The organism is Corallococcus sp. 4LFB, assembly GCF_046520365.1.
Lineage (GTDB): Bacteria > Myxococcota > Myxococcia > Myxococcales > Myxococcaceae > Corallococcus > Corallococcus caeni.
Window position 1 is genome coordinate 45,251 of the sequence record NZ_JBKGHJ010000002.1, and the last position, 20,319, is coordinate 65,569.

18 protein-coding genes and 1 pseudogene are annotated in these 20,319 nt (G+C 69.5%); 10 read left to right on the forward strand and 9 right to left on the reverse strand.

Annotated features, from left to right (window positions below; all coding sequences use genetic code 11):
- The first annotated feature begins 191 nt into the window (after nucleotides 1–191).
- From ACLEQD_RS00490 to sthA, 4 genes are all read left to right on the forward strand, one after another.
- Entirely contained in the window at nucleotides 192–938 is a 747-nt protein-coding gene (locus tag ACLEQD_RS00490; protein WP_410380884.1) for an RNA methyltransferase, read from the forward strand.
- Nucleotides 939–1,032: 94 nt separating this feature from the next.
- The gene (locus ACLEQD_RS00495) at nucleotides 1,033–1,260 is read left to right on the forward strand and encodes a hypothetical protein (RefSeq protein ID WP_410380886.1); all 228 of its coding nucleotides are present in this window, start codon (nucleotides 1,033–1,035) and stop codon (nucleotides 1,258–1,260) included.
- A gap of 44 nt (nucleotides 1,261–1,304) precedes the next feature.
- Nucleotides 1,305–2,132 carry a pseudouridine synthase gene (locus ACLEQD_RS00500; protein ID WP_410380888.1) on the forward strand — a complete coding sequence of 276 codons (828 nt, stop codon included), beginning with the start codon at nucleotides 1,305–1,307 and terminating at the stop codon, nucleotides 2,130–2,132.
- A 92-nt stretch (nucleotides 2,133–2,224) separates the two neighbouring features.
- On the forward strand, nucleotides 2,225–3,628 hold the full coding sequence (gene sthA, locus ACLEQD_RS00505; RefSeq protein WP_410380890.1) for a Si-specific NAD(P)(+) transhydrogenase: 1,404 nt from the start codon (nucleotides 2,225–2,227) through the stop codon (nucleotides 3,626–3,628).
- An 11-nt stretch (nucleotides 3,629–3,639) separates the two neighbouring features.
- Here the strand turns inward: sthA and ACLEQD_RS00510 are convergent, their stop codons facing one another.
- Both ACLEQD_RS00510 and ACLEQD_RS00515 read right to left on the reverse strand, forming a co-directional pair.
- Complete coding sequence (locus tag ACLEQD_RS00510; protein WP_410380892.1) at nucleotides 3,640–3,984, reverse strand: hypothetical protein; 345 nt, start codon at nucleotides 3,982–3,984, stop codon at nucleotides 3,640–3,642.
- A 10-nt stretch (nucleotides 3,985–3,994) separates the two neighbouring features.
- Nucleotides 3,995–4,357 (reverse strand): nuclear transport factor 2 family protein, encoded by a 363-nt coding sequence (locus tag ACLEQD_RS00515; protein ID WP_120622385.1) that lies wholly within the window; start codon nucleotides 4,355–4,357, stop codon nucleotides 3,995–3,997.
- A 157-nt stretch (nucleotides 4,358–4,514) separates the two neighbouring features.
- Here ACLEQD_RS00515 and fusA point away from each other — a divergent pair, with 157 nt between their 5' ends.
- The 3 genes from fusA to ACLEQD_RS00530 all read left to right on the forward strand — a co-directional run bounded on the left by fusA (nucleotide 4,515) and on the right by ACLEQD_RS00530 (nucleotide 9,685).
- On the forward strand, nucleotides 4,515–6,632 hold the full coding sequence (fusA, locus tag ACLEQD_RS00520; RefSeq protein WP_410380894.1) for an elongation factor G: 2,118 nt from the start codon (nucleotides 4,515–4,517) through the stop codon (nucleotides 6,630–6,632).
- Between the two features lie 98 nt (nucleotides 6,633–6,730).
- A complete protein-coding gene (locus ACLEQD_RS00525) occupies nucleotides 6,731–8,659 on the forward strand; it encodes an ABC-F family ATP-binding cassette domain-containing protein (RefSeq protein ID WP_410380896.1) in 1,929 nt (642 codons plus the stop codon).
- A gap of 111 nt (nucleotides 8,660–8,770) precedes the next feature.
- Nucleotides 8,771–9,685: a flagellar motor protein MotB gene (locus ACLEQD_RS00530; RefSeq protein ID WP_410380898.1), complete on the forward strand. Its 915-nt coding sequence runs from the start codon at nucleotides 8,771–8,773 to the stop codon at nucleotides 9,683–9,685.
- Nucleotides 9,686–9,694: 9 nt separating this feature from the next.
- Here the strand turns inward: ACLEQD_RS00530 and ACLEQD_RS00535 are convergent, their stop codons facing one another.
- The 3 genes from ACLEQD_RS00535 to ACLEQD_RS00545 form a co-directional block, all read right to left on the reverse strand.
- Nucleotides 9,695–11,590 carry an OPT family oligopeptide transporter gene (locus ACLEQD_RS00535; RefSeq protein WP_410380900.1) on the reverse strand — a complete coding sequence of 632 codons (1,896 nt, stop codon included), beginning with the start codon at nucleotides 11,588–11,590 and terminating at the stop codon, nucleotides 9,695–9,697.
- Between the two features lie 62 nt (nucleotides 11,591–11,652).
- Entirely contained in the window at nucleotides 11,653–12,135 is a 483-nt protein-coding gene (locus ACLEQD_RS00540; RefSeq protein ID WP_410380903.1) for an FKBP-type peptidyl-prolyl cis-trans isomerase, read from the reverse strand.
- 73 nt (nucleotides 12,136–12,208) lie between these two features.
- Complete coding sequence (locus ACLEQD_RS00545) at nucleotides 12,209–13,486, reverse strand: dicarboxylate/amino acid:cation symporter (RefSeq protein WP_410380905.1); 1,278 nt, start codon at nucleotides 13,484–13,486, stop codon at nucleotides 12,209–12,211.
- Nucleotides 13,487–13,557: 71 nt separating this feature from the next.
- Between ACLEQD_RS00545 and ACLEQD_RS00550 the strand changes: the two genes are divergently transcribed.
- Nucleotides 13,558–14,196, forward strand: a complete 639-nt coding sequence (locus ACLEQD_RS00550) for a hypothetical protein (protein WP_410380907.1) — start codon at nucleotides 13,558–13,560, stop codon at nucleotides 14,194–14,196.
- Here the strand turns inward: ACLEQD_RS00550 and ACLEQD_RS00555 are convergent.
- Nucleotides 14,175–14,948: a DNA-methyltransferase gene (locus tag ACLEQD_RS00555; protein WP_410380909.1), complete on the reverse strand. Its 774-nt coding sequence runs from the start codon at nucleotides 14,946–14,948 to the stop codon at nucleotides 14,175–14,177. The genes ACLEQD_RS00550 and ACLEQD_RS00555 overlap by 22 nt on opposite strands.
- 67 nt (nucleotides 14,949–15,015) lie before the next feature.
- On the opposite strand from ACLEQD_RS00555, the gene ACLEQD_RS00560 reads away from it, so the two are divergent.
- Together ACLEQD_RS00560 and ACLEQD_RS00565 are read left to right on the forward strand one after the other, a co-directional pair.
- The gene (locus tag ACLEQD_RS00560; protein ID WP_410380911.1) at nucleotides 15,016–15,807 is read left to right on the forward strand and encodes a hypothetical protein; all 792 of its coding nucleotides are present in this window, start codon (nucleotides 15,016–15,018) and stop codon (nucleotides 15,805–15,807) included.
- Between the two features lie 44 nt (nucleotides 15,808–15,851).
- Nucleotides 15,852–16,709, forward strand: a complete 858-nt coding sequence (locus tag ACLEQD_RS00565; protein WP_410380913.1) for a DUF3396 domain-containing protein — start codon at nucleotides 15,852–15,854, stop codon at nucleotides 16,707–16,709.
- Nucleotides 16,710–16,724: 15 nt separating this feature from the next.
- On the opposite strand, the gene ACLEQD_RS00570 is transcribed toward ACLEQD_RS00565, so the two are convergent.
- The 3 genes and pseudogenes from ACLEQD_RS00570 to ACLEQD_RS00580 form a co-directional block, all read right to left on the reverse strand.
- Nucleotides 16,725–17,630: a DUF2381 family protein gene (locus ACLEQD_RS00570; protein ID WP_410380915.1), complete on the reverse strand. Its 906-nt coding sequence runs from the start codon at nucleotides 17,628–17,630 to the stop codon at nucleotides 16,725–16,727.
- A gap of 120 nt (nucleotides 17,631–17,750) precedes the next feature.
- On the reverse strand, nucleotides 17,751–19,634 hold the full coding sequence (locus ACLEQD_RS00575) for a serine/threonine protein kinase (RefSeq protein ID WP_410380916.1): 1,884 nt from the start codon (nucleotides 19,632–19,634) through the stop codon (nucleotides 17,751–17,753).
- A gap of 379 nt (nucleotides 19,635–20,013) precedes the next feature.
- Nucleotides 20,014–20,319: pseudogene (locus ACLEQD_RS00580) on the reverse strand (hypothetical protein); the annotation flags it as partial.

Sequence of the window (20,319 nt, forward strand, 5' to 3'; positions counted from 1 at the left end):
GCCGGAGGCGTCAGGGGGCTGCTTCGGGGGGCTTTCGGGGCCCGCGGTCCGCCCCCGGGCCCGGCAGGGGCCGAACTGGTCCGACTGTCGGACCAGTTCAGGCCCAGCGCCGCCGCCAGGGGGACCGCACCGTTCTCACCTTCTCATCCAGGTGGACACGACGCGTGCCCGAGGGCTTAGGGTGCGCGGCCATGGTGCTGCCCGTCCGATTCGTCCTCATGCGCCCGCGCAACGCGGAGAACCTGGGCGCCGCCGCCCGCGCCCTGAAGAACTGCGGCCTGTCCGACTGGGCCTGGGTGACGCCGGAGGTCGAGGACCTGGGCCCGGCCCACCGGCTGGCGGTGCACGCGGAGGACGTGCTGGGTGGGGTGAAGCGCCCGGACACGCTGGACGCGGCCGTGTCCGACTGCGTCTGGGTGGTGGGGACCAGCTCCCGCAAGGTGGAGGGCAAGCGCCGGCTGTCGCCCCGGGCCGTGGGCGAGGAGCTGGTGGCGCGGGCGAAGCAGGGGCCGGTGGCGCTCGTCTTCGGGGACGAGCGCAGCGGGCTCACCAACGCGGAGGTGGAGCGCTGCCATGATTTGTCCGCGGTGCCCACCGCGCCGGAGCAGCCCTCCATCAACCTGGCGCAGGCGGTGCTGCTCTACGCCTACGAGGTCCGCATGGCCCACCTCGCGGACACCGCGCCGCCACCGGGCCCCCTGCCCCTGGCCGCCACGGACGCGGAGCTGGCCCGCGTGGAGGCCACGCTGGAGGCGCTGCTGACCACGGGGGGCTTCCTCGTGGATGAGCAGCCCGGGCGCACGGCGGTGAGGGACCTGGTCGCGCCCCTGCGCCGCTCGCGGCTCACGCGCAACGAGGCGCGGCTCTGGCTGGCCGCGCTGCATACCGTGCGCAAGCACTTCCCCCAGGAGGGCGGGCCTCCCAGGGACGACTCCTGAGCAGGCAGGGGAACGCCCCTCCCCCGCGCGGCGGGATGCCCATGCGTCGCTACCTTTCCGGGAACCACCGGCCCCGTTTGGGAAGGAGCACCGCGTGAACCACATGCCCTATGAGTCGATGATCGTGGGAGGCACCGAGCCCGGCCCTGGCCGTCAGGCGCCATCCCACGAGGACACCTTCGAGGAACCTGGCCGCACGCCCGGGACGGCGGAGGACGGCGGTCTGGAGGAAGAGTCCCACCGCATGGCGGACGGCGACGAGCCGGGCCCGACGCCGGGCTCCGCCGAGGGCGAGGATCCGGACGAACCGGCCCGGCATTAACTCCCAGCACGCCGCCGCCCGAGCGCGGCTATGGTGCCGCGCCCATGCCTCGCAAGCCCGAACGGCCCCCCAAGTCCCCGCCCCGCCCCAACCGCTGGGAGGGCAAGGAGAAGCCGGACTGGCTCTCCCGCGCGCTCGCCCGCGCGGGCGCCATGCCCCAGGACGAGGCGGAGGCCGCCATCAAGGCGGGCCGCGTGAGCGTCAACGGCCGCGTGGCGACCACGCCCCTCACGCCCGTGCCGCCCGACGCCGTCATCAAGGTGGACGGGCTGCCGGTGCGCAAGGAGGTGCCCTCGCACGTGCTGGCCTTCCACAAGCCCGCGGGCGTGCTGACCTCCACCGCGCGCCAGCACCGCACGGGCACGGTGTTCGAGATCCTCCTGCCCCAGCTGCCCCTGGAGCTGAACCGCTTCACCTGGCACGCCGTGGGCCGGCTGGACGTGGACACCACGGGCCTCCTGCTCTTCACCAACGACGACAAGCTGGTGGCCCACTGCACGTCCCCGGAGACGAACCTCCCCAAGCGCTACGTGGCCACGGTGTTCAGCGTCGCGGACGACGCGAAGGTGGAGCCGCTGCGCCAGGGGATGACGCTGGATGACGGCCCCGCCCGCCCCGCCGTGGTGCGCGTGCGCGACGAGCACACGGTGGAGGTGACGCTCACCGAAGGCCGCCACCACCAGGTGAAGCGCATGCTGGGCGCCGTGGGGCTGCCCGCCCGGGCGCTCCACCGGGAGGCGGTGGGCGACATCACCCTGGACGACATTCCCGAGGGCAGCTTCCGGCTCCTCACCGACGCGGAGGTCCGCGAGAAGCTGCACTACACCGGCCGTGCTCCCTCGGGCCCCGTCAGCGAGTCCGAGGACGCCTGAGCGCCAGACCCGCGTGCAAGGCGCGGAGGAACGCGGCCGGTGCGGTGACTTCCCGGTGCCCTGCTCCCCACGGTGGGGTTAGGGTGCGGCCCATGGCGGACTTCGACCTGGTGGTCATCGGCTCTGGCCCCGCGGGGGAATGGGGCGCGGTACAGGCCTCGCTCGCGGGCAAGCGGGTGGCGGTGGTGGAGCGGGAGCCGGTGCTCGGCGGCACCGCGGCCAACACCGGCACCCTTCCCTCCAAGACACTGCGCGAGACGGCGCTGCACCTGTCCGGCTTCAAGGCGCGCGGCCTCTACAGCGTGGACGCGACGCTGCGCCACGAGGCCACCGTCTCCGACTTCCTCTTCCGCGAGCGCCGCGTGAAGCAGATGGAGCGCGAGCGCATCCACAAGAACCTCCAGCGCCACGGCGTCACGGTGTTCCAGGGCTCCGGCGCCTTCCTGGACGCGCACACCGTCGTGGTGAAGCGCGACGGCGCGGAGGTGGAGAAGCTCTCCGCCGGCACGGTCCTCATCGCCACCGGCTCCACGCCGTACCGCCCGCCGCTGTACCCCTTCGGGGATCCGCGCGTGCACGACTCGGATGAGATTTTGGACATCACCACCCTGCCCCGCACGCTGGTGGTGGTGGGCGGCGGCGTCATCGGCTGCGAGTACGCGTGCATGTTCGCCGCGCTCGGCATCCCGGTGACGCTGGTGGAGGTGAAGAACGACCTGCTGTCCTTCCTGGACGCGGAGGTGGGCCAGCTCTTGCGCGACTGCATGGAGTCTCTGGGCGTGCGGCTGCGCCTGGGCCAGACGGTGGAGTCCGCGCACGTCCCGGAGTCGCACGAGGAGCCCATCCGCCTGAAGCTGTCCACCGGCGAGGTGCTGGAGGCCGACCAGGTGCTGGTCGCCTCCGGCCGCACCGCCAACACCACGGGCCTGGGCATCGAGGCGCTGGGCATCAAGCAGGGCAAGCGCGGGCAGATCGAGGTGGGGCTCGCGTACCAGACGGCCGTGCCGCACATCTACGCGGTGGGGGACGTCATCGGCTTCCCCGCCCTGGCCTCCACGTCCATGGAGCAGGCCCGCATCGCCGTGGAGCACGCGTTCGGCCCGGGCAAGCGCACGCTCGCGCCCATCCTGCCCTACGGCATCTACACCATCCCGGAGGTGTCCATGGCCGGCGACACGGAGGAGGCCCTGCGCGCGCGCAGCATCCCCTACGTCGTCGGCCGCGCCACCTTCGACACCAACCCGCGCGGGCAGATCATCGGCGAGCGGCAGGGCATGCTGAAGCTGCTCTTCCACCGCGACGACCTGAAGCTGCTGGGCGTGCACGTGCTGGGCGAGCAGGCCTCGGAGCTGGTGCACGTGGGGCTCACCGCGCTGCTCACCGGCGCCACCGCGCAGCTCTTCGTGGAGACCTGCTTCAACTACCCGACGCTGTCGGAGGCCTACAAGGCCGCCACCTACGACGCGCTGGATCAGGTCCGCGTCAGCAGCACCTGAAGCCCCCCGCGCTAGCGCGAGTCCTTGAGGCTGCCCACGGTGAAGCCCGACGCCAGCCGGGCCACCCGGTTCACCCCGTCCCCGGACACCCGGGCCAGCGGGGGCGCGACGGCGGGCGCCGCGGCCTTCGAGTCCGACGGCCTGGAGGCAGTCTCCGTGGAGGCGCCGCCCCGCCCCGGGGCGCCCTGGAGCAGCGAGCGGATGCGCTCCCAGCGGACCTTCTCCTCCGCCATCAGCCGCACCAGCTCCTCGCGGGCGGACGCGTCCGGCAGGCTCGAGGCGGCCGCCGCCACCTTGTCCATGAAGGGCAGCAGGTATCCGAAGTCCCGGTCGAAGCTGTTGGGAGGGTTCGCCATGGCGGGCACCTTAGCCGTGGTAGACGCGTGACGCGACGATGCGCCCGCCCTTCACCTCCAGCACCTCCGCCACCGGCAGGGGCGCCTCATCGGGCGCGTGGCGCAGGTACTCCATGAACACCCGGTCCCCGTCCGCCGTGAGGGCCGTCTCCTCGTAGCGCAGGCCCGGCAGCCGGGCGATGGCGTCCCTCCACCACCGCTCCAGGGCCGGCCGGCCCACCAGGCGCCCCCCCGTCTCCGGGTGCAGGACGCGAATCTTGGGCGAGGTGTGTGTTGCATCCTCCGCGTACAGGGCAACCAGCGCGGTGACGTCGTGGGCGTTGAAGGCCTTGAGCCATGCCCGGGCAAGGGAGAAGTTTTCGCTCGCGCTCATTGTTATGAGACCTCAGTCGGAACAGGGACGGCGGAACGTAGGCGGATGTACGCCCCACGTCATGCGGATTTGTCTGGTAACTGGGTCCTGTGGGAAGTAAGGGCCCCGCCTGCTCTGTTCCCTCAGGCAATTTTTTCAATCGAAGAAGGACCGGATCGTGGCCTCCAACGTACCCATCGAGAAGATTCGTAACATCGGTATCTCTGCCCACATCGACTCGGGCAAGACGACGCTCTCCGAGCGCATCCTGTTCTACACGGGCAAGATCCACGAGATCCACGAGGTCCGCGGCAAGGACGGCGTGGGCGCGATCATGGACTCGATGGACCTGGAGCGTGAGAAGGGCATCACCATCCAGTCCGCCGCCACGTACGCGATGTGGGGCGACTTCAACATCAACCTCATCGACACGCCGGGACACGTGGACTTCACCATCGAGGTGGAGCGCGCGCTCCGCGTCCTCGACGGTGCCATCCTGGTGCTCTGCTCCGTGTCGGGCGTGCAGTCGCAGTCCATCACGGTGGACCGGCAGATGAAGCGCTACAAGGTTCCGCGCATCGCGTTCATCAACAAGATGGACCGCTCGGGCGCGAACTACGACCGCGTCGCCGCGCAGCTGAAGGAGAAGCTGGGCCACCACGCGGTGAAGCTCCAGTACCCCATCGGCGCGGAGGACCGCTTCCAGGGCCTCATCGACCTGCTGTCGATGAAGGCGTACTACTTCGACGGTGAGAACGGCGAGCACGTGCGCGAGGAGGCCATCCCCGCGGACATGCTGGACGAGGCCAAGCTGCGCCGTGACGAGATGATCGAAGGCATCGCCAACGTCGACGACGAGCTGGGCGAGGCGTTCCTCATGGACCCGGCCTCCATCAACGAGGACCAGCTCCGCGCCGCCGTGCGCCGGGCCACCATCGCGCTGAAGATGACGCCGGTGATGTGCGGCTCCGCGTACAAGAACAAGGGCGTGCAGCTGCTCCTGAACGCGGTGTGCAGCTACCTGCCCAACCCCAAGGAAGCGACCAACGAGGCCCTCGACCAGAAGAACAACGAGGCCAAGGTCATCCTGGATTCGGACGCGACCAAGCCCTTCGTCGGCCTGGCGTTCAAGCTGGAAGACGGCCGCTACGGCCAGCTCACCTACATGCGCATCTACCAGGGCAAGGTGAGCAAGGGTGACTTCATCGTCAACCAGGTGAACCAGAAGAAGGTCAAGGTTCCCCGCATCGTCCGCATGCACGCGTCGGAAATGCACGACGTGAACGAGGCCACGGCGGGCGACATCGTCGCGCTGTTCGGCATCGAGTGCGCCTCCGGTGACACGTTCACTGACGGCGTCGTGCAGTACACGATGACGTCCATGTTCGTGCCGGACGCGGTCATCTCGCTGGCCGTGACGCCGAAGAACCGCGACACGCTGGCGAACTTCTCCAAGGCGCTCAACCGCTTCCACAAGGAAGACCCCACCTTCCGCGTGCGCCGTGACGAAGAGTCCGCGCAGACCATCATCAGCGGCATGGGCGAGCTCCACCTGGAGATCTACATCGAGCGCATGAAGCGCGAGTACAACTGCGAGGTGGTCGCCGGCAAGCCGCAGGTGGCCTACCGCGAGACCATCTCCCAGAAGGGCGAGTTCGCGTACACGCACAAGAAGCAGACCGGTGGTTCCGGTCAGTTCGCGCGCGTGTGCGGCTACGTGGAGCCCCTGCCCTCGGACGCCGTGCAGCAGTACGAGTTCGTGGACGACATCGTCGGTGGCTCCATCCCGCGCGAGTTCATCCCCGCGTGCGACAAGGGCTTCGCGGAGGCCGTGAAGAAGGGCAGCCTCATCGGCTTCCCCGTGGTGGGCCTGCGCGTGGTCATCAACGACGGCGCGTTCCACGCGGTGGACTCGTCCGAAATGGCGTTCAAGACGGCCGCCATCATGGGCTTCCGCGAGGGCTACGCCGCCGCCAAGCCGATCATCCTCGAGCCGATCATGAAGGTCGAGGTCACGGCTCCGGAGGACTTCCAGGGTTCCGTCGTCGGCCAGCTGAACCAGCGCCGCGGCACCATCCTGGAGACGGGCACCGCCGAGGGCTACGTCACGGCCGTGGCGGAAGTGCCGCTGAACACGATGTTCGGCTACTCCACCGACCTGCGCTCCGCGACCCAGGGCAAGGGCGAGTTCACGATGGAGTTCTCCAAGTACTCGCCGGTCCCGCGCAACGAGGCGGAGGCCCTGATGGCGCAGTACAAGGAGAAGCAGGCCGCGGAGCAGGCCGCCCGCAAGTAGTCCGGGTGTCCCAGACGCCGCTCTGGCAGTAGGAAGGGCGCTCCCCGCTTCAATGGGGGGCGCCCTTTCGCTTTCCCCCTTCGAGGAGGTCTCTTCCCGTGACGCTGCTCCGCGCCGCCAACGTCCAGCTCGCCTTCGGCAGCCGCACCGTCTTCGAGGGCCTCACCTTCACCATCGAGGAGGGCGAGCGCGTGGGGCTGGTGGGCGTCAACGGCTCCGGCAAGTCGTCGCTGATGAAGATACTGGCCGGCGCGGCGAAGCCGGACCTGGGCGAACTGCAGCTGCGCCGGGGCGCGCGCGTCACCTACCTGCCCCAGGAGCCGGAGTTCCCCGAGGGCGCCACCGTGCAGAGCGAGCTGGCCGTGTCCCAGGCGCCGCTCAAGGAGGCGCTGGACGCGCACACGGAGCTGTCGCGGAAGCTGGAGGCGGACCCCGCCAACGCCACCCCGAAGATGCTGGAGCAGCTGTCCGCGCTGAGCGACCGCATTGACCAGGCGGGCGGCTGGGACACGGAGCACCACGCGAAGACGCTGCTGGACCGGCTGGGCGTGAAGGACTGGGACCGGCCGGTGGCGCAGCTGTCCGGAGGCCTGCGCAAGCGCGTGGCCATTGCCCGCGCCCTGCTCACGCGCCCGGACCTGCTGCTCTTGGACGAGCCCACCAACCACCTGGACGCGGACACCGTGGACTGGCTGGAGGACGAGCTGGACAAGCTGCCCGGGGCGCTCCTGCTCGTGACGCACGACCGCTACTTCCTGGACGACCTGGTGGACCGCATCGTGGAGATCCAGCCCGGCGGCGGGCTCATCTCCTATCCCGGCAACTACGCGGCCTACGTGGAGCAGAAGCTCGTCGCCCAGGAGAACGCGGAAGTCGCGGAGCACAAGCGCGGGCGCTGGATTGCGCAGGAGGTGGCGTGGCTGCGCAAGGGCCCGGAGGCGCGGCGCACCAAGAGCAAGGCCCGCATCGAAAGGGCGCAGAAGCTGCTGGCGGAGAAGGGCTTCCAGCGCCCCAAGGTGGCGGACCTGAAGGTCGTGGCGGCGCCCCGGCTGGGCCACACCGTCATCGAGGCCGAAGGGCTGAAGAAGTCCTTCGGCGACCGCAAGGTGCTGGACGGCGTGGACTTCCGCCTCCAGCGCGGCGAGCGCGTGGGCTTCCTGGGGCCCAACGGCGTGGGCAAGACGACCTTCCTGCGCGTGATGCTGGGGGAAATCCCGGCGGACAGCGGCAAGCTCGTCATCGGGAAGAACACCAAGGTCGCCTACTACGATCAGCAGCGCGCCCAGCTGGACCCGGACCAGACGGTGTACGACGCGGCCTCCAACGGCGAGGACCACGTGGAGCTGGCGGACCGCAAGGTGGCCCTGCGCGACTACCTGGAGGACCTGCTCTTCCCGGTGCCCATGCAGCGCATGAAGGTGGGCGCGCTGTCCGGCGGCGAGCGCAACCGGCTGCTGCTGGCGCGGCTGTTCCTGGAGGGCGCCAACGTGCTGGTGCTGGACGAGCCCACCAACGACCTGGACATCGTCACGCTCAACATCCTGGAGCGCCTGCTCCTGGACTTCGCGGGCAGCACGCTGCTGGTGACGCACGACCGGTACTTCCTGGACAAGGTGGCCACCGCCATCCTCTCCTTCGACGGCCAGGGCAAGGTCACCCGCTACGAGGGCAACTACGACATGTACAAGCGGCTGCGCGAGCAGTCGCAGGCCGCCGCGCTCAAGGCCGCCGCGCCGAAGAAGGACGAGCCCCCGCCCCGCGAGGAGGCCGCCGCGAAGCCCGCGCAGAAGAAGCCCGGGAAGCTCTCCTACAAGGACCAGCGCGAGCTGGACGGCATGGAGGCCACCATCGAGGCCGCGGAGAAGCGCAAGGCGGAGCTGGAGGCGAAGCTGGCCGACCCCGCCGTCTACAGCCAGGGCTCCAAGGTGGCGGAGGTCAACCAGGCCCTGGAGGCCGCCACCGCCGAGGTGGACCGGCTCTATACGCGATGGCAGGAATTGCAGGACCTGGCGGCCGGCAACGCCTGACGCGCGGGTCCTTTCGCGGGACAACCAACATCCGGTGGCACCCGCGTGCATGATTTTCGAGCGGGGGGACTCTGGCTAGAGTCCGCGTCCCTCCGCCTTGGGAGTCGTCACGTGTTCCGTCCGGCCTCGGTCCTCGCCGCTGCCCTCCTGTCCCTTCCGTTCTCCGCCCACGCCCTGGAGAGCGGCCCCAAGAACCCGCTGCCCATGTTCGACCTGCAACGCCTGCGCCTGGACCCGGGGGCCCTGGGCTCGCTGGTGGTGGGGACGGGCCGGACGCTGGCGCCGGGCCAGCTGCGGGTGGCGTTGAACTACCACTACGAGCAGCTGCCCCTGCACTTCCAGACCCGGTGGGAGCCCGGCGAGGGCACGGGCCTGGTGGAGAACAAGATGAGCGCCCACCTGACGGTGGGCGTTGGCGTGCTGTCGTGGCTGGACGTGGGGGCGGAGCTGCCCTTCGTCCTGTCGCAGGGGGGAAAGCCCACGCTGGAGTACTTCGGGCCGAAGTCCGGGGGCATCGCCACGCCGTGGCTGACCGCGCGGGCGGCGGTGCTCCGGCAGACGAAGGGCGCCCCCCTCAACGTGGCGGTGGCGCTGACGGCGGGCCTGCCCGTGGGCAGCCGCGCGGCCCTGGCGCACGAGGACTACGCGTGGCAGCCACGCCTGCAATTGGGCTACGTGGGCGACGGCTTCCAGGTGGGCGGCGAGGCCGGCGTGTTCCTGCGCAAGCGCCAGGACCTGGGGCCCGTGTCCTACGACCCGCGCGACGTCGTGGGCAATGAGCTGCGGCTGGGCGCCACGGTGACGTCGCTGCAGGGGGAGACGACGCGCGGCGAGGTGAGCACCCTGCTGGGCATCCCGCTGGACGGCGGGCGCGTGGGGGCGGAGCTGCTCATCGCCATCCGCCGCCACGCCCTGTCCAGCCTGGACCTGTACGTCATGGGCGGCCCGGGCGTGGGCGCGGGGTTGGACACGCCCACCTTCCGCTTCGTCGCGGGCGTGTCCTGGGCCACCCGCAAGGTGGACTGAGGGGCGTAGCTACTTCGGCATGAAGCCGAAGGCCTTCACCATCGCGATGGCGATGCCCAGGAGGCTTTCGCCCGCGATGAAGCCGGAGCTGACGGGCAGCACCGCGTCCTCCGCGAGCCTGGGCTTCACGCGCCGGAGGAACGCCGCCAGCGCCGCGCCCACGAAGAGGCTGATGGAGCTGGAGCCGGGGATGACGATGGCCAGCCCCAGGCCGGACGCGGAGGGGATGAAGTCCTTCAGCTTCGACGGGGCCCAGCGCTCCAGCAGCACCAGCGCGATGCCCAGGAGCGCGCCGCACAGGGCGCCCATGCGCGCGGTGGGATGCAGCGCGGACACGCCGGAGGCGAGCATCTTCGACACGCCGGCCCACACCATGGAGGCGGGCGCGGGGAACTGCTCGGTGCCCAGCACGTCCGCGGTGGGCACCAGCAGCTTGAAGATGGGCACCACCACCATGGCGCCCGCGGCCACGCCGAACAGCTGCGCGAAGAACTGCTGCCGCGGCGACGCGCCCAAAAGCCACCCGGACTTGAGGTCCGTGAGCAGGTCCGCCGAGTGCAACCCCACGCCGCCCGTGGCGTTGGCGCTCATCACGTTGGCGGGGATGTTGCCCGGCGCGAGTCCTCCGAAGATGAGCTGGGTGACGGGGCCCAGCGCCTTGGTGGGCGTGGTGTCCGTCTCCCCCGTCACGCGCGACGCGATGACGCCCATCACCACCGCCAGCGGGAGCGCGAGCACGCCGGCCCACCAGGGAATCTGGAAGAGGTAGGCCATGAGGAACACGGCCACCGGGCCCAGGAGCGCGAAGCCCAGGGGGAACCACGACGGGGGGCACTCGATGTCCGCCAGCGGATCCTCCCGCGCGCCCTCCTTGGGCTTGAGCCCCACCAGGCCGCCCAGGGCGGAGAACGAGCGCACCACGCTCCTCCACTGGAACGCGAACGACAGCAGGCCGGACGACACCAGCACCGCGGAGCCCGTCCACAGCGCCCAGCTGTTGATGGCCTTGTACGTGACCTCCGGGATGACGCCCTCGGCGACCATGGCGGGCGCGAGGAAGCCGTAGTTGAGGATGGCGCCCAGCAACATGGACCAGCCGGTGCGGAAGCTCACCAGCGCGCCCGCGCCGATGAGCAGCAGGCTGAAGTCGAAGGACAGGGACCACTTGCCCGCCTCACGTCCGAGGATGCTGAACGGCAGGCTCGCCTTCTCCGGCAGGTTCTTCAGCCAGGAGAAGCGCGCGTCGCGCACCAGCACCAGCAGCGCGCCCACGAGCCCCGACAGGCCCAGCAGCCGCGACTTGCGGCGGGCCACTTCCCCGTGGCCGTGCAGCGCGCGGATGGTCTCCGCGGTGGCGGTGCCCGTGGGGAACGGGAGCGCCTCGATGTTGATGAGCTGGCGCTTGATGGGGATGGCGGCGAAGACGCCCAGCGCGGAGATGACGGCGAACCACACCATCAGCCAGCCGGAGGACGGCAGCGTGCCGGTGAGCATCAGCAGCGCGGGCACCGCGGCCATGTTGCCGCCGCCCGTCATGTAGCCCGCGGCGGACGCCACGGAGCCCATGGCGTTGTTCTCCAGGTCGGTGAACTCCGTGCGCAGCACCTTCAGCGAGCGCAGCGTCCCGAACACGGCGAAGGCCAGGATGCACGCGGTGATGGTGACGCCCAGGCTCCAGCCCGTCTTGAGGATGACGTAGAGGTTGGACAGACACATCACCGCGCCAATGAGCATCCCGGCGATGATGGCGCGCACGGTGAGCTGCCGCGCGCCGCCCTGGTAGACGTACTCCCGCCAGTACAGCTCCGGATCCATGGCCGCGGAGGCGCCAGGCCGTTCCGGGACGGCTGCGGGGTCAGGCGCGGGGACGCGGAGCTGGCTGGGGTTCGGGACGGGAGGAGCCATGGGGGGCGCAAGATAGTGCACGCCCCCCGGAGGAGCGAAACGCTCCGTGCCGTCCGGCGGCGTTACTCGTGCGCGCCGCCCGGCCCGTGCACGTGGCCGTGCGTGAGCTCTTCCTGCGTCGCGTCACGCACTTCGCGCACGGTGACGTCGAAGTGGAGCGTCTTGCCGGCGAGCGGGTGGTTCAGGTCCACCACGACGGAGTCCGGGTTCACGGTCTCGATGCGCAGGGGGATGTTGCCGTCCTCCGTCTGCGCCATCAGCGTCTGGCCCACCTGGGGCGTGAAGTCCGGCGGCAGCATGGAGCGGGGGACGGTGCGCACGCCCTCCGGGTTGTGGTTGCCGTAGCCCTGGTCCGGGCTCACCACCACCTGCTTGCTCTCCCCCGCCCCCAGACCGTCCAGCGCGCCCTCCAGGCCGGGGACGATCTGCTTGTGCCCGTGCAGATAGGCGAGCGGCTGGCCCGGGGCACTCTGGTCGATGACCTGCCCGTCCCCCAGGTGGAGGCGATACTCGAGCGCGACGACGCGACCGTTGGCGATTTTCATGCGGCGGAAGCTCCTTGGCTTCGGGGACGGCGGATGGGACTTCGGTCAAAGGTGGAGCCGGGGTGACGCCACGTCAGGCCGCGGGGGACTCCGCCGCCTCCTCGCCGACCGGCCGGTCGGGGGGTTCCCCGCGCGACACGTACACCGCGGCGGCCAGGTCTCCCGTCACGTTGAGCACGGTGCGGCACATGTCCAGGAAGCGGTCCACGCCGAGGATGAGGCCCAGCCCCTCCACGGGGATGTGGAACATGCCGAGAATCATGGCGATGACGGGGATGGAGCCCGCCGGCACGCCCGCGGTGCCGATGCCCGCCAGCACGCAGATGAACATGATGGTCGCCTGCTGCCCCAGGCCCAGCTGCACGCCGTACACCTGCGCGAGGAAGAGGACGGTGACGCCCTCGAAGAGCGCGGTGCCGTTCTGGTTCATCGCGGAGCCGGCGGTGAGCACGAAGCGCGACACGTTGCGCGGCAGCTGGAGGTTCTCCTCGGCGACCTTGAGCGCGGTGGGCAGCGTGGCGCTGGAGGAGGACGTGGAGAAGGCGGTGACGATGGCCAGCCGGCAGGAGCGGAAGAACTCCACCGGGTTGCGCCCGCCCAGGAAGCGCACGGACAGCGAGTACACGACGAACATGTGGAGGCTCAGCGCCAGCAGCACCACGCCCACGTACGACGCCAGCTGTCCCAGGATGTGGAAGCCCAGCCGCGCCGTCATGGAGAACAGCAGCGCGCCCACCCCCACGGGCGCAAGCCGCAGCACGCCGTCGATGAGCTTCATCATCACGTCGTAGAGCCCCTGGACGACGTCCTTGAGCCGCTGCGCGGGCTCGCCCGGGGTGAGCGCCAGGCCCAGGCCGAAGATGAGCGAGAAGACGATGAGGCCAATCATGTCCCCGTCCGCCGCCGCCTTCACCGGGTTGGTGGGCACCATGGACATGAAGAGCGCGCCCGCGGAGGTGTCCCCGGGGGGCGGCGCGGCCTTGATGGTCGTGCCCGTGCGGGCCAGGGCACGGGCCTCGTCGCTCAGGCCGTCCCCGGGCCTGAGCGTGTTGACGAGCAGCAGGCCGATGAGCACGGAGATGACGGAGAAGACGACGGTGTAGCCCAGCGTGCGGGCACCCAGCCGTCCCACCTGCTTCAGGTCCAGCTCCGCCACGCCGACGACGAGCGCGGAGAACAGGAGCGGCACGACGAGCATCAGGAGCAGCCGGATGAAGAGCTGCCCCAGGGGGTTGGTGACGTGCTCGACGGTCCAGGTGAGCCAGCCCGCGCTCCCGAACACGGCGTTGCAGACGAGCCCGGCCACCGCGCCGACGGTAATGCCGAGGAGCATCTTCTGATGGGCCTTCATGAGGGGACGGAGCCTACCGGTGAAAGGAGGTGGCGCCCACCTCGCGTTCAGGGGAAAGCTCCGGATCCATCGTGGAAGCCCTCGTCCAGCTCACCGAGCCCGCCCTGCCCCTCCCCCTCTTCCGCCGGCTGTCGCGCCGCGTGGGGGACCTGAAGGGGGAGCGCCTGCGTCACACGTACCAGACGACGTTCTGGTACGCCTTCGGGCCGCCGGAGAACGTGGTGGAGGAGGTCATCCACGCGCTGCGGCCCCGGGTGACGAAGGGCTGGCGCATCGCCGGCGTGGAGTGGTGGCTGTCGCGGATGCGGGCCACGGACGTGCGGGTGGACTTCCACCAGGACCGGGACGAGCGGCTGGCGTTGGCGACGGGGAGGCTGGTGCACCCGGTGCGCTCGTCGGTGTTGTTCCTCAACCGGGTGCGGGGCGGCGCGCTGGCGGTGACGCGGGAGCCGCCGTCGGAGGACAACCCCTCGCTCGCGCCGGACCGGCTGGAGGATTTGACGTTGGTGGCGCCGCGCCCCAACCGGCTGGTGGTGTTCGACGGGACGCTGACGCACGGGGTGCTGGACGCGGACAACCAGGTCCCGGACGGCAAGCTGCCGGGGCCCTCGCGCGAGCGGCGCACGCTGGTGATGAACTGGTGGGGCCACCGTCCCACGGACGTGCCCACTTGGAGCGAGACGCGCTTCTACCGGGCGCTGGCCCGCTGACGGGCGGTTTCGCGCAGGCGGTGGGTGACGCGCTCGGCCCACTCGGGTTCGACCTCCATGCAGGCGGGGCGGCGGTCCAGGCGCAGGGCGGCGGAGGGCATGGAGCCGCTGCCGGCGAACGGATCCAGCACGGTGTCGCCGGGGCGGCTCCAGGTGCGGACCAGGGGCTCCAGCACGGAGAAGGGCTTGTGGTGCGGGTGGCCGCCCCACTGCACGGCCTCCGCGTCATCGTCGTAGCCGCCGACGACGGCCCACACGGTGGGGGCGTCCCCCGGCGCGAGCGGCGGCGCGGGCGTGCGGGCGATGACGAGGGCGACCTCGTAGACGCGCAGGAGCTGCTCGTTGGCGTTCTTGTCCGTGGTGCGCTTGCCCCAGACGTATTCGCCGCGCAGGTGGGTGTAGCCCAGGTCGCGCGCGGCGGAGAGGATGGGCTCCTTGCCCAGGAGGTTCGTCCAGATGATGAGGGGCGCGTCGGGGGTGAGGTGCTGGGTGGCGCGCGAGAGCCAGGCCTCGGAGAAGACGCGGTAGTCGCGCACGGACTCGAAGCGGACGATGGGGTTGCGGTCGATCTTCTTGTTCGCGCGGGGGTCGCGCAGGTCGCCGCCCTTGCGCCGCCGGGTGAGCAGGCAATAGGGCGGATCGGTGTGGAGCAGGGACGCGCGGGTGTCGCCGAGGGCGGCCCGGTAGCCCTCGGGCTCGCGCGCGTCGGCGCGGACGCAGCGCAGGGATTCGGGCGTGAGGTCGGAGGTCATCGTGTGGAGCCGCACCCTACCCGGCATGGGGGACGGGGCTGAGGGGATTCTGGCACGCTCGGAGGCCATGAGGATTCATCACACGGCGGCCCTGCTGGGCTGGCTGCTGCTCTGCGGGTGTCAGTCCGCGGGCGGTGGGCAGACGCGGCGGGAGTTCGCCCAGGCGTTGGATTCAGGCACGAACGCGTGCCGGAACAACCCCGCGTACTGCGCGGACATGGCCGTGTCCGCTGGCGTTCGCGCCACGGCGCAGGCCGGGGCGTCCGTGGCGGGGGCACTGCAGGTCATGGATGCGGCGGGACAGGCCCGCTTGAGGGAGATCCTGACGAAGTGCGCGACCCAGGCGGATCTGGAAGTGAACCTGCGGATGCTCGACGGCAAGACGCCGACAGTGCAGCAGTGCGAGGAGCAGGTGGGAACGAACGCAAGCGGGGAGCCCATCACCCGGGCCATGCGGTGGGGCCAAGAGAAGCACGCTGTTGCCCTCCGCTGTGCGCAGGCACTCTTATCCGTCGAACGGCCAGGTGGATTCAGTTTGGAGCAACGGTACGGTTACGACATGAAGACGGGAGCGCTCAGGTTGATCACCCGCGCTCAAGCGGAGGTATGGCTTCGTTCCGGACAAGCGAGCCAGCTCCTGGGCACGCTCGTTCCGGATGTCGTCATTCATTTGGGAGATCCGCTGAAGGCCGAAGCTGTCTTCGACTTCAAGTTTCCGTGCCCCGTCAGCAATCCCCCGAGATGGAAGCGTTATCCTCGCAACCATCCTTACGTGGAGAAGACGCAAGGTCAGATGTATGAGCAGGCCTTAGGAGTTCGGCCCTGGCTCATCGTCCCCATTCTGGGAGCAGCACCGTGACGCGTTCTCATCCACGCATCAGGATTCGTGCAGGGCACGGGGGCATGTTGCTCCAGGATGGCGTCAGCATTGCCTTCTACCTGGGTCACTCGCACCACGACATCACCCAGCACATTGAACACACCCTGCATGTGTTTCAGCACGCTATCGCCCCGGCGTCGCTGGATTGGTATTGCGACTACGAAGGGGATTTCCACAAAATCAATAGCGCTGGTCGAGCGTTCCTGGAGCAGGAATTCCACTCCTCCCAGTTCGCTCATGTTCATCTGGCGGATCACGTCAATGGAGTGGGTGATTACCAGTTCATCTATGACGGCCAGTGGAGGGAGAATCCCGATTCCCCGGATGCATCACGGGTGTTGAGCACCGTCACCTTCTGGCTCCCCACGGAGTTCCTGGAGTCGCAAGGGCCAGTCCTCGTCCGCGAGCTGGCATTGAAACTCTCCGCGGACCTGCCGTTTACCTCCGGGCATGCGGGCCTCGCTTTCAATGGCCAGCTCAGTCTCCAGGGTGTCGACGAACGGGTTCATCGCGAACGCCTTCGTCATCCCGGAATGGATGTTCCCGATGAGTCCGCATCCCTGCACCTGGGCAACCGCATCCGCGGCGTCCATTGGATGAACTTCCTGGGCCCTCCAGTGCTCGCGGAACTGGGCGGCGTGGCTGCGCTCCGTGAAAGGCTCAAGAGTCCTGGTACGACCGTGCAGCCCCTGTCAGAGGGACGCGCGGTCATCACCCTGGGGCCTGAGCCTGACGCGGGGGAGACAGCGCGGAGCCCCGTGCTATCCGCCTACCGTGAGCTGGCCCGCGTCCTGGAACCCTGGATGTACTTCCAGGGTGACTCCCGTCCCTCGATGGATGCCGAAGCTCAACGTCGCTGGGAGCGCCGGTTCCTGGACTGAAACAGGATTCAGGGCTCAGGGGAATTTGAGGCCATTCCACTGCATCGCCCGGTTGCCCTCCACATTCGAGACGTCCAGTTGATAGCGGCCCGTCGGCGGCTTGTTCACGTCGAACTCCAAGACAACCCTTGACTGGGCATCCGCTGTGAGGGGCCCGGATTGGGCGGGCGGCATGGATTCCCACTTCTTCCCTTGCTGGTCCACCAGCACCGCCCTCCCGATGCGCCACGGCATCTTGTCGGCCGACCGCAATAACAACATCACTGCCACTCGACTGCCCGACGAGTACAAGTAGCTCCTTTCAACGAGCAGCCAGCAAGGCGGCTTGCAGTCCTGCTGCATCTCAGCACGCAAGACTGCCAGGCCAGGAAAATCCTCCGAGGACATCAGGAGCCCCCGGAGGCCAGGCTGTTCACCCTTCGCCCCCACGAGTGAAGCGGATTCCTGTCGCAAGCGCTCCAGTTCCGTGCGCAGTTGCTGCACTTCCAGGCGGTATGACTCCGCCGAACGCGCTCGACGGTAGACTTCCACCTGTCGATCCACTGAGCCGGAATCCACGACCAGGGTCAATGACAGCCGCGAAGGAAGCGTCGAGCCCGCATCCTTGAAGGGAATGGACAGCTTCAAGCTCCCTCCTTGCGGCAGGTCGTTGGACGGAATGAGCACGAGAACCGCACTCCCTGTGCTCACCCGCGCGAACTGCGCTCGCGATTCCAGACTCACCTGGTCCTGCTGGATATCGGTATCAAAAAGCAGTGTCGTGCTTACCCCGGGTCCAATGTGGATGGGCCGCGCCCCCGTGTCCTCCGCTCCCACTTCAATGCGGAGCGCTCCCCCCCCCTCTTTCTTGACGGAAGGAGCTGCCAGGACAGAGGTCGACCAGAGAAGAACTGGAAGCGCGACGAGCAGACAGGAGGGCACGGTGGGGAGGGCTCCTCGAACCGGGACAAGCAGGGGCTCTCTTCTACCACGGGGTATTACGCGTGCCCGGCGCTTGATGATGACCCGTCTCCGTGAGTAGGCGGCGGTGAGACGAGGCGTCTAATCCTCCTCGAGGGGGGGGAGGGGGGCGTTGAGACGCTTGACCTTCACCACGTCGATCATCTGGATCGGAACGTGACGGACTGTGGCGGTGTCCTCTGGGTAGTTCAGCGAGTTCTGCGGCCAGCCGAGGCGACCGGTGAACCCATTGACGAACTCCATGCAGATGGGGACGACCTTCCCATCAGGTAGGGTGGCCTCCGTGAAGAGAAACCGTGTGTTTCCCGGCCAGAACACCGCACGGCCCCGAACCTTCGTTCCTACCGGCAGCTTGCCTGCCGTCCGAGTGGTTCTATGGACCAGCCCTGAGATGGGTCCTTCACGGATCTCCATGTCACGACGCTCACTCTCTTTCAGATAGATACCTTCCCACGGGACGTCTCCCGCTTCATCCAACGCCAGCATGGCCTCTTTGGCGCCCGGCGGGCACGGTTCGATATCATCCCTGCGGGTGTTGGCGTTGCCGCCCGCGCAGGACGCACCCATGCAGGCCGCCACGGCCACTCCGGCGATCTTCCGCATGACACCGCCGTCTCCACGCAGGCGTTTCGCGGGAGCACTCGCGACCTCGGGCGGCACGGACGGAGTCGGCTCCACCGGGGCGGAAGTTCCCGCATCCGGGGAAGAGGCCACCGCGAGCACGGCGGCATCGGGAAGACTCGGGGTTGGGGTCACGGACGAACTTCCTTTCTCAGACACAGGCGCTACGGCAGGTGGAGGACGGTCCGGCGTCCGCCGGACCAGCCCGAAGATCAAAAGACCCAACAGGAGTGCTCCCAGGCCGAGCACCGCCCCGGAACGACGGCGCCGCTTGGGCGCCACCGGGGGCTCCAAGGTGGGCGGCGGGCCCGATGGCTCCGTGGCACCGGCCTCCGACTCCTTGGGGCGCCCAGGGTACTGCGACAGCGACACCACGCCCCGGTCCAGGCCGGAGGCGTCCGGATCCGCCGGGATGTCCAGGGACACCTTCCAGTCCGAGTGGCGCTTGTCCTTGGCCGCGTCCCAGAGCGCCTGCAGCAGCGTCTCCGTGCCCGAGTAGCGATCCTCGGGGCGCTTGGAGAGCAGCCGCATCGCGATGTCCGACAGGCTGGAGGGGACCTTGGGGTTGATGTCCTTCGGCGCGCGCGGCACCACCGTCTCGATGGCGGGCAGCAACCGCTCGTAGGGCAGGCGCGGGTCGAAGGCGTAGCCGTCCGTCAGCGACTCGTAGAGCAGCGCGCCCAGCGCGTAGAGGTCGCCCGGGATGCCCGCGTCGAAGTTCGCTCCCGACTTCCAGGAGCCCTCGCGCAGGAACGCCACGCACTCGGGAGGCAGCAGGTGTGGCGACGCGGGCGCCACGCCCACGGTCAGCGTGGAGGCCCCGGGGATGCGCGCCGTGCCCAGGTCGATGAGGATGGGCCGCTCATCGGTGCGGCGGATGAGCAGGTTGTCCGCCTTCAGGTCGCGGTGGTACACGCCCCGGCGGTGGAGATCCGCGAACACCCGCACGACCTCCGTGTAGACGGTCAGCAGGTGCGCGGCGGAGGGCTTCACGCGCCAGCGCCACTCGTGGAACGTCTCGCCGTCCACGAAGTCGGTGACGTGGAAGAGGTAGCCGTCCGGCGGCTCCGGCCAGCGGTCCACCGCGTGCACTCGCGGCAGGTTGGGATGCGGCGCGCACGCGAGCAGCGCCGCCACCTCCCGTGAGATGCGCCCGTTGACGTCCTCTTCATCCGGGGCGTGCTGGTTCGCCGGCCGCAGCGCCAGCTTCAACGCGTAGACGTGCCCGCCTCGCTCCACCTTGAAGACCCGGCCAAAGCCTCCCGCGCCCAGGAAGCCCACGATGCGCCACGGGCCGACGTGGTGACCGACCTCGAGCTGGTCCGGGTGGAGCGGCGTGGTCATGACCCTGACTCCAGCCGTGACACAACCTGGCAGGTGGGGACACCCTCCCAGGGTTTCAGGACCAGCGAGGGTGCCTTCCCTGCCACACCCCACCGCGGAGGTCGGATTCCCCGCAATCCGCGAGGGTGCCCAGCCGGTGACGGCGCGGACCCACTTGGCGGAACCACCCGGGGAGCGGTGTTCAATGCGGACAACCTCCGGGGTTGACCCTACCCGTCCGTGCGGGGCTGTCACGTTTTTTCGTGACGCAGCAGGAGGGCTGAACCTGAACGCGCGTCCAACCCGCCAGGGCGCCTGAAGGCCACGGGGCGCGTGAAACAGGGCTCAACCGTCAGCCGTGACGGGGGCCCTGTCTGGCATTGCTTGGGGGGGCTGGCCGTCAGCCGCCTTCGTCAGGCCCTTCGTCCGCTTCCGCCAGCGCGCGGGCGGCCTGCTCCCACTGGCCTCCCAGCCGGGCTTCGGTGGCCAGGGCCTCGTCCCAGGAGGGGCCGTCCGGGAGGAGCCGCGAGGCGTTCAGCAACGCCAGCCGCTCCAGCGCCCGGGCCTCACACAGCCGGCGCAGCCCCGGTCCGTCGAGCCCGCTCGCGGCGAGGAAGGCCTCGCGGCGTGACGCGCGGATCCCCCGCTCCTTCCACCACGCGGCCTCCTCCGCGGCGAGCTCCTCCTCCGTCGCCTCGAGGCCCAG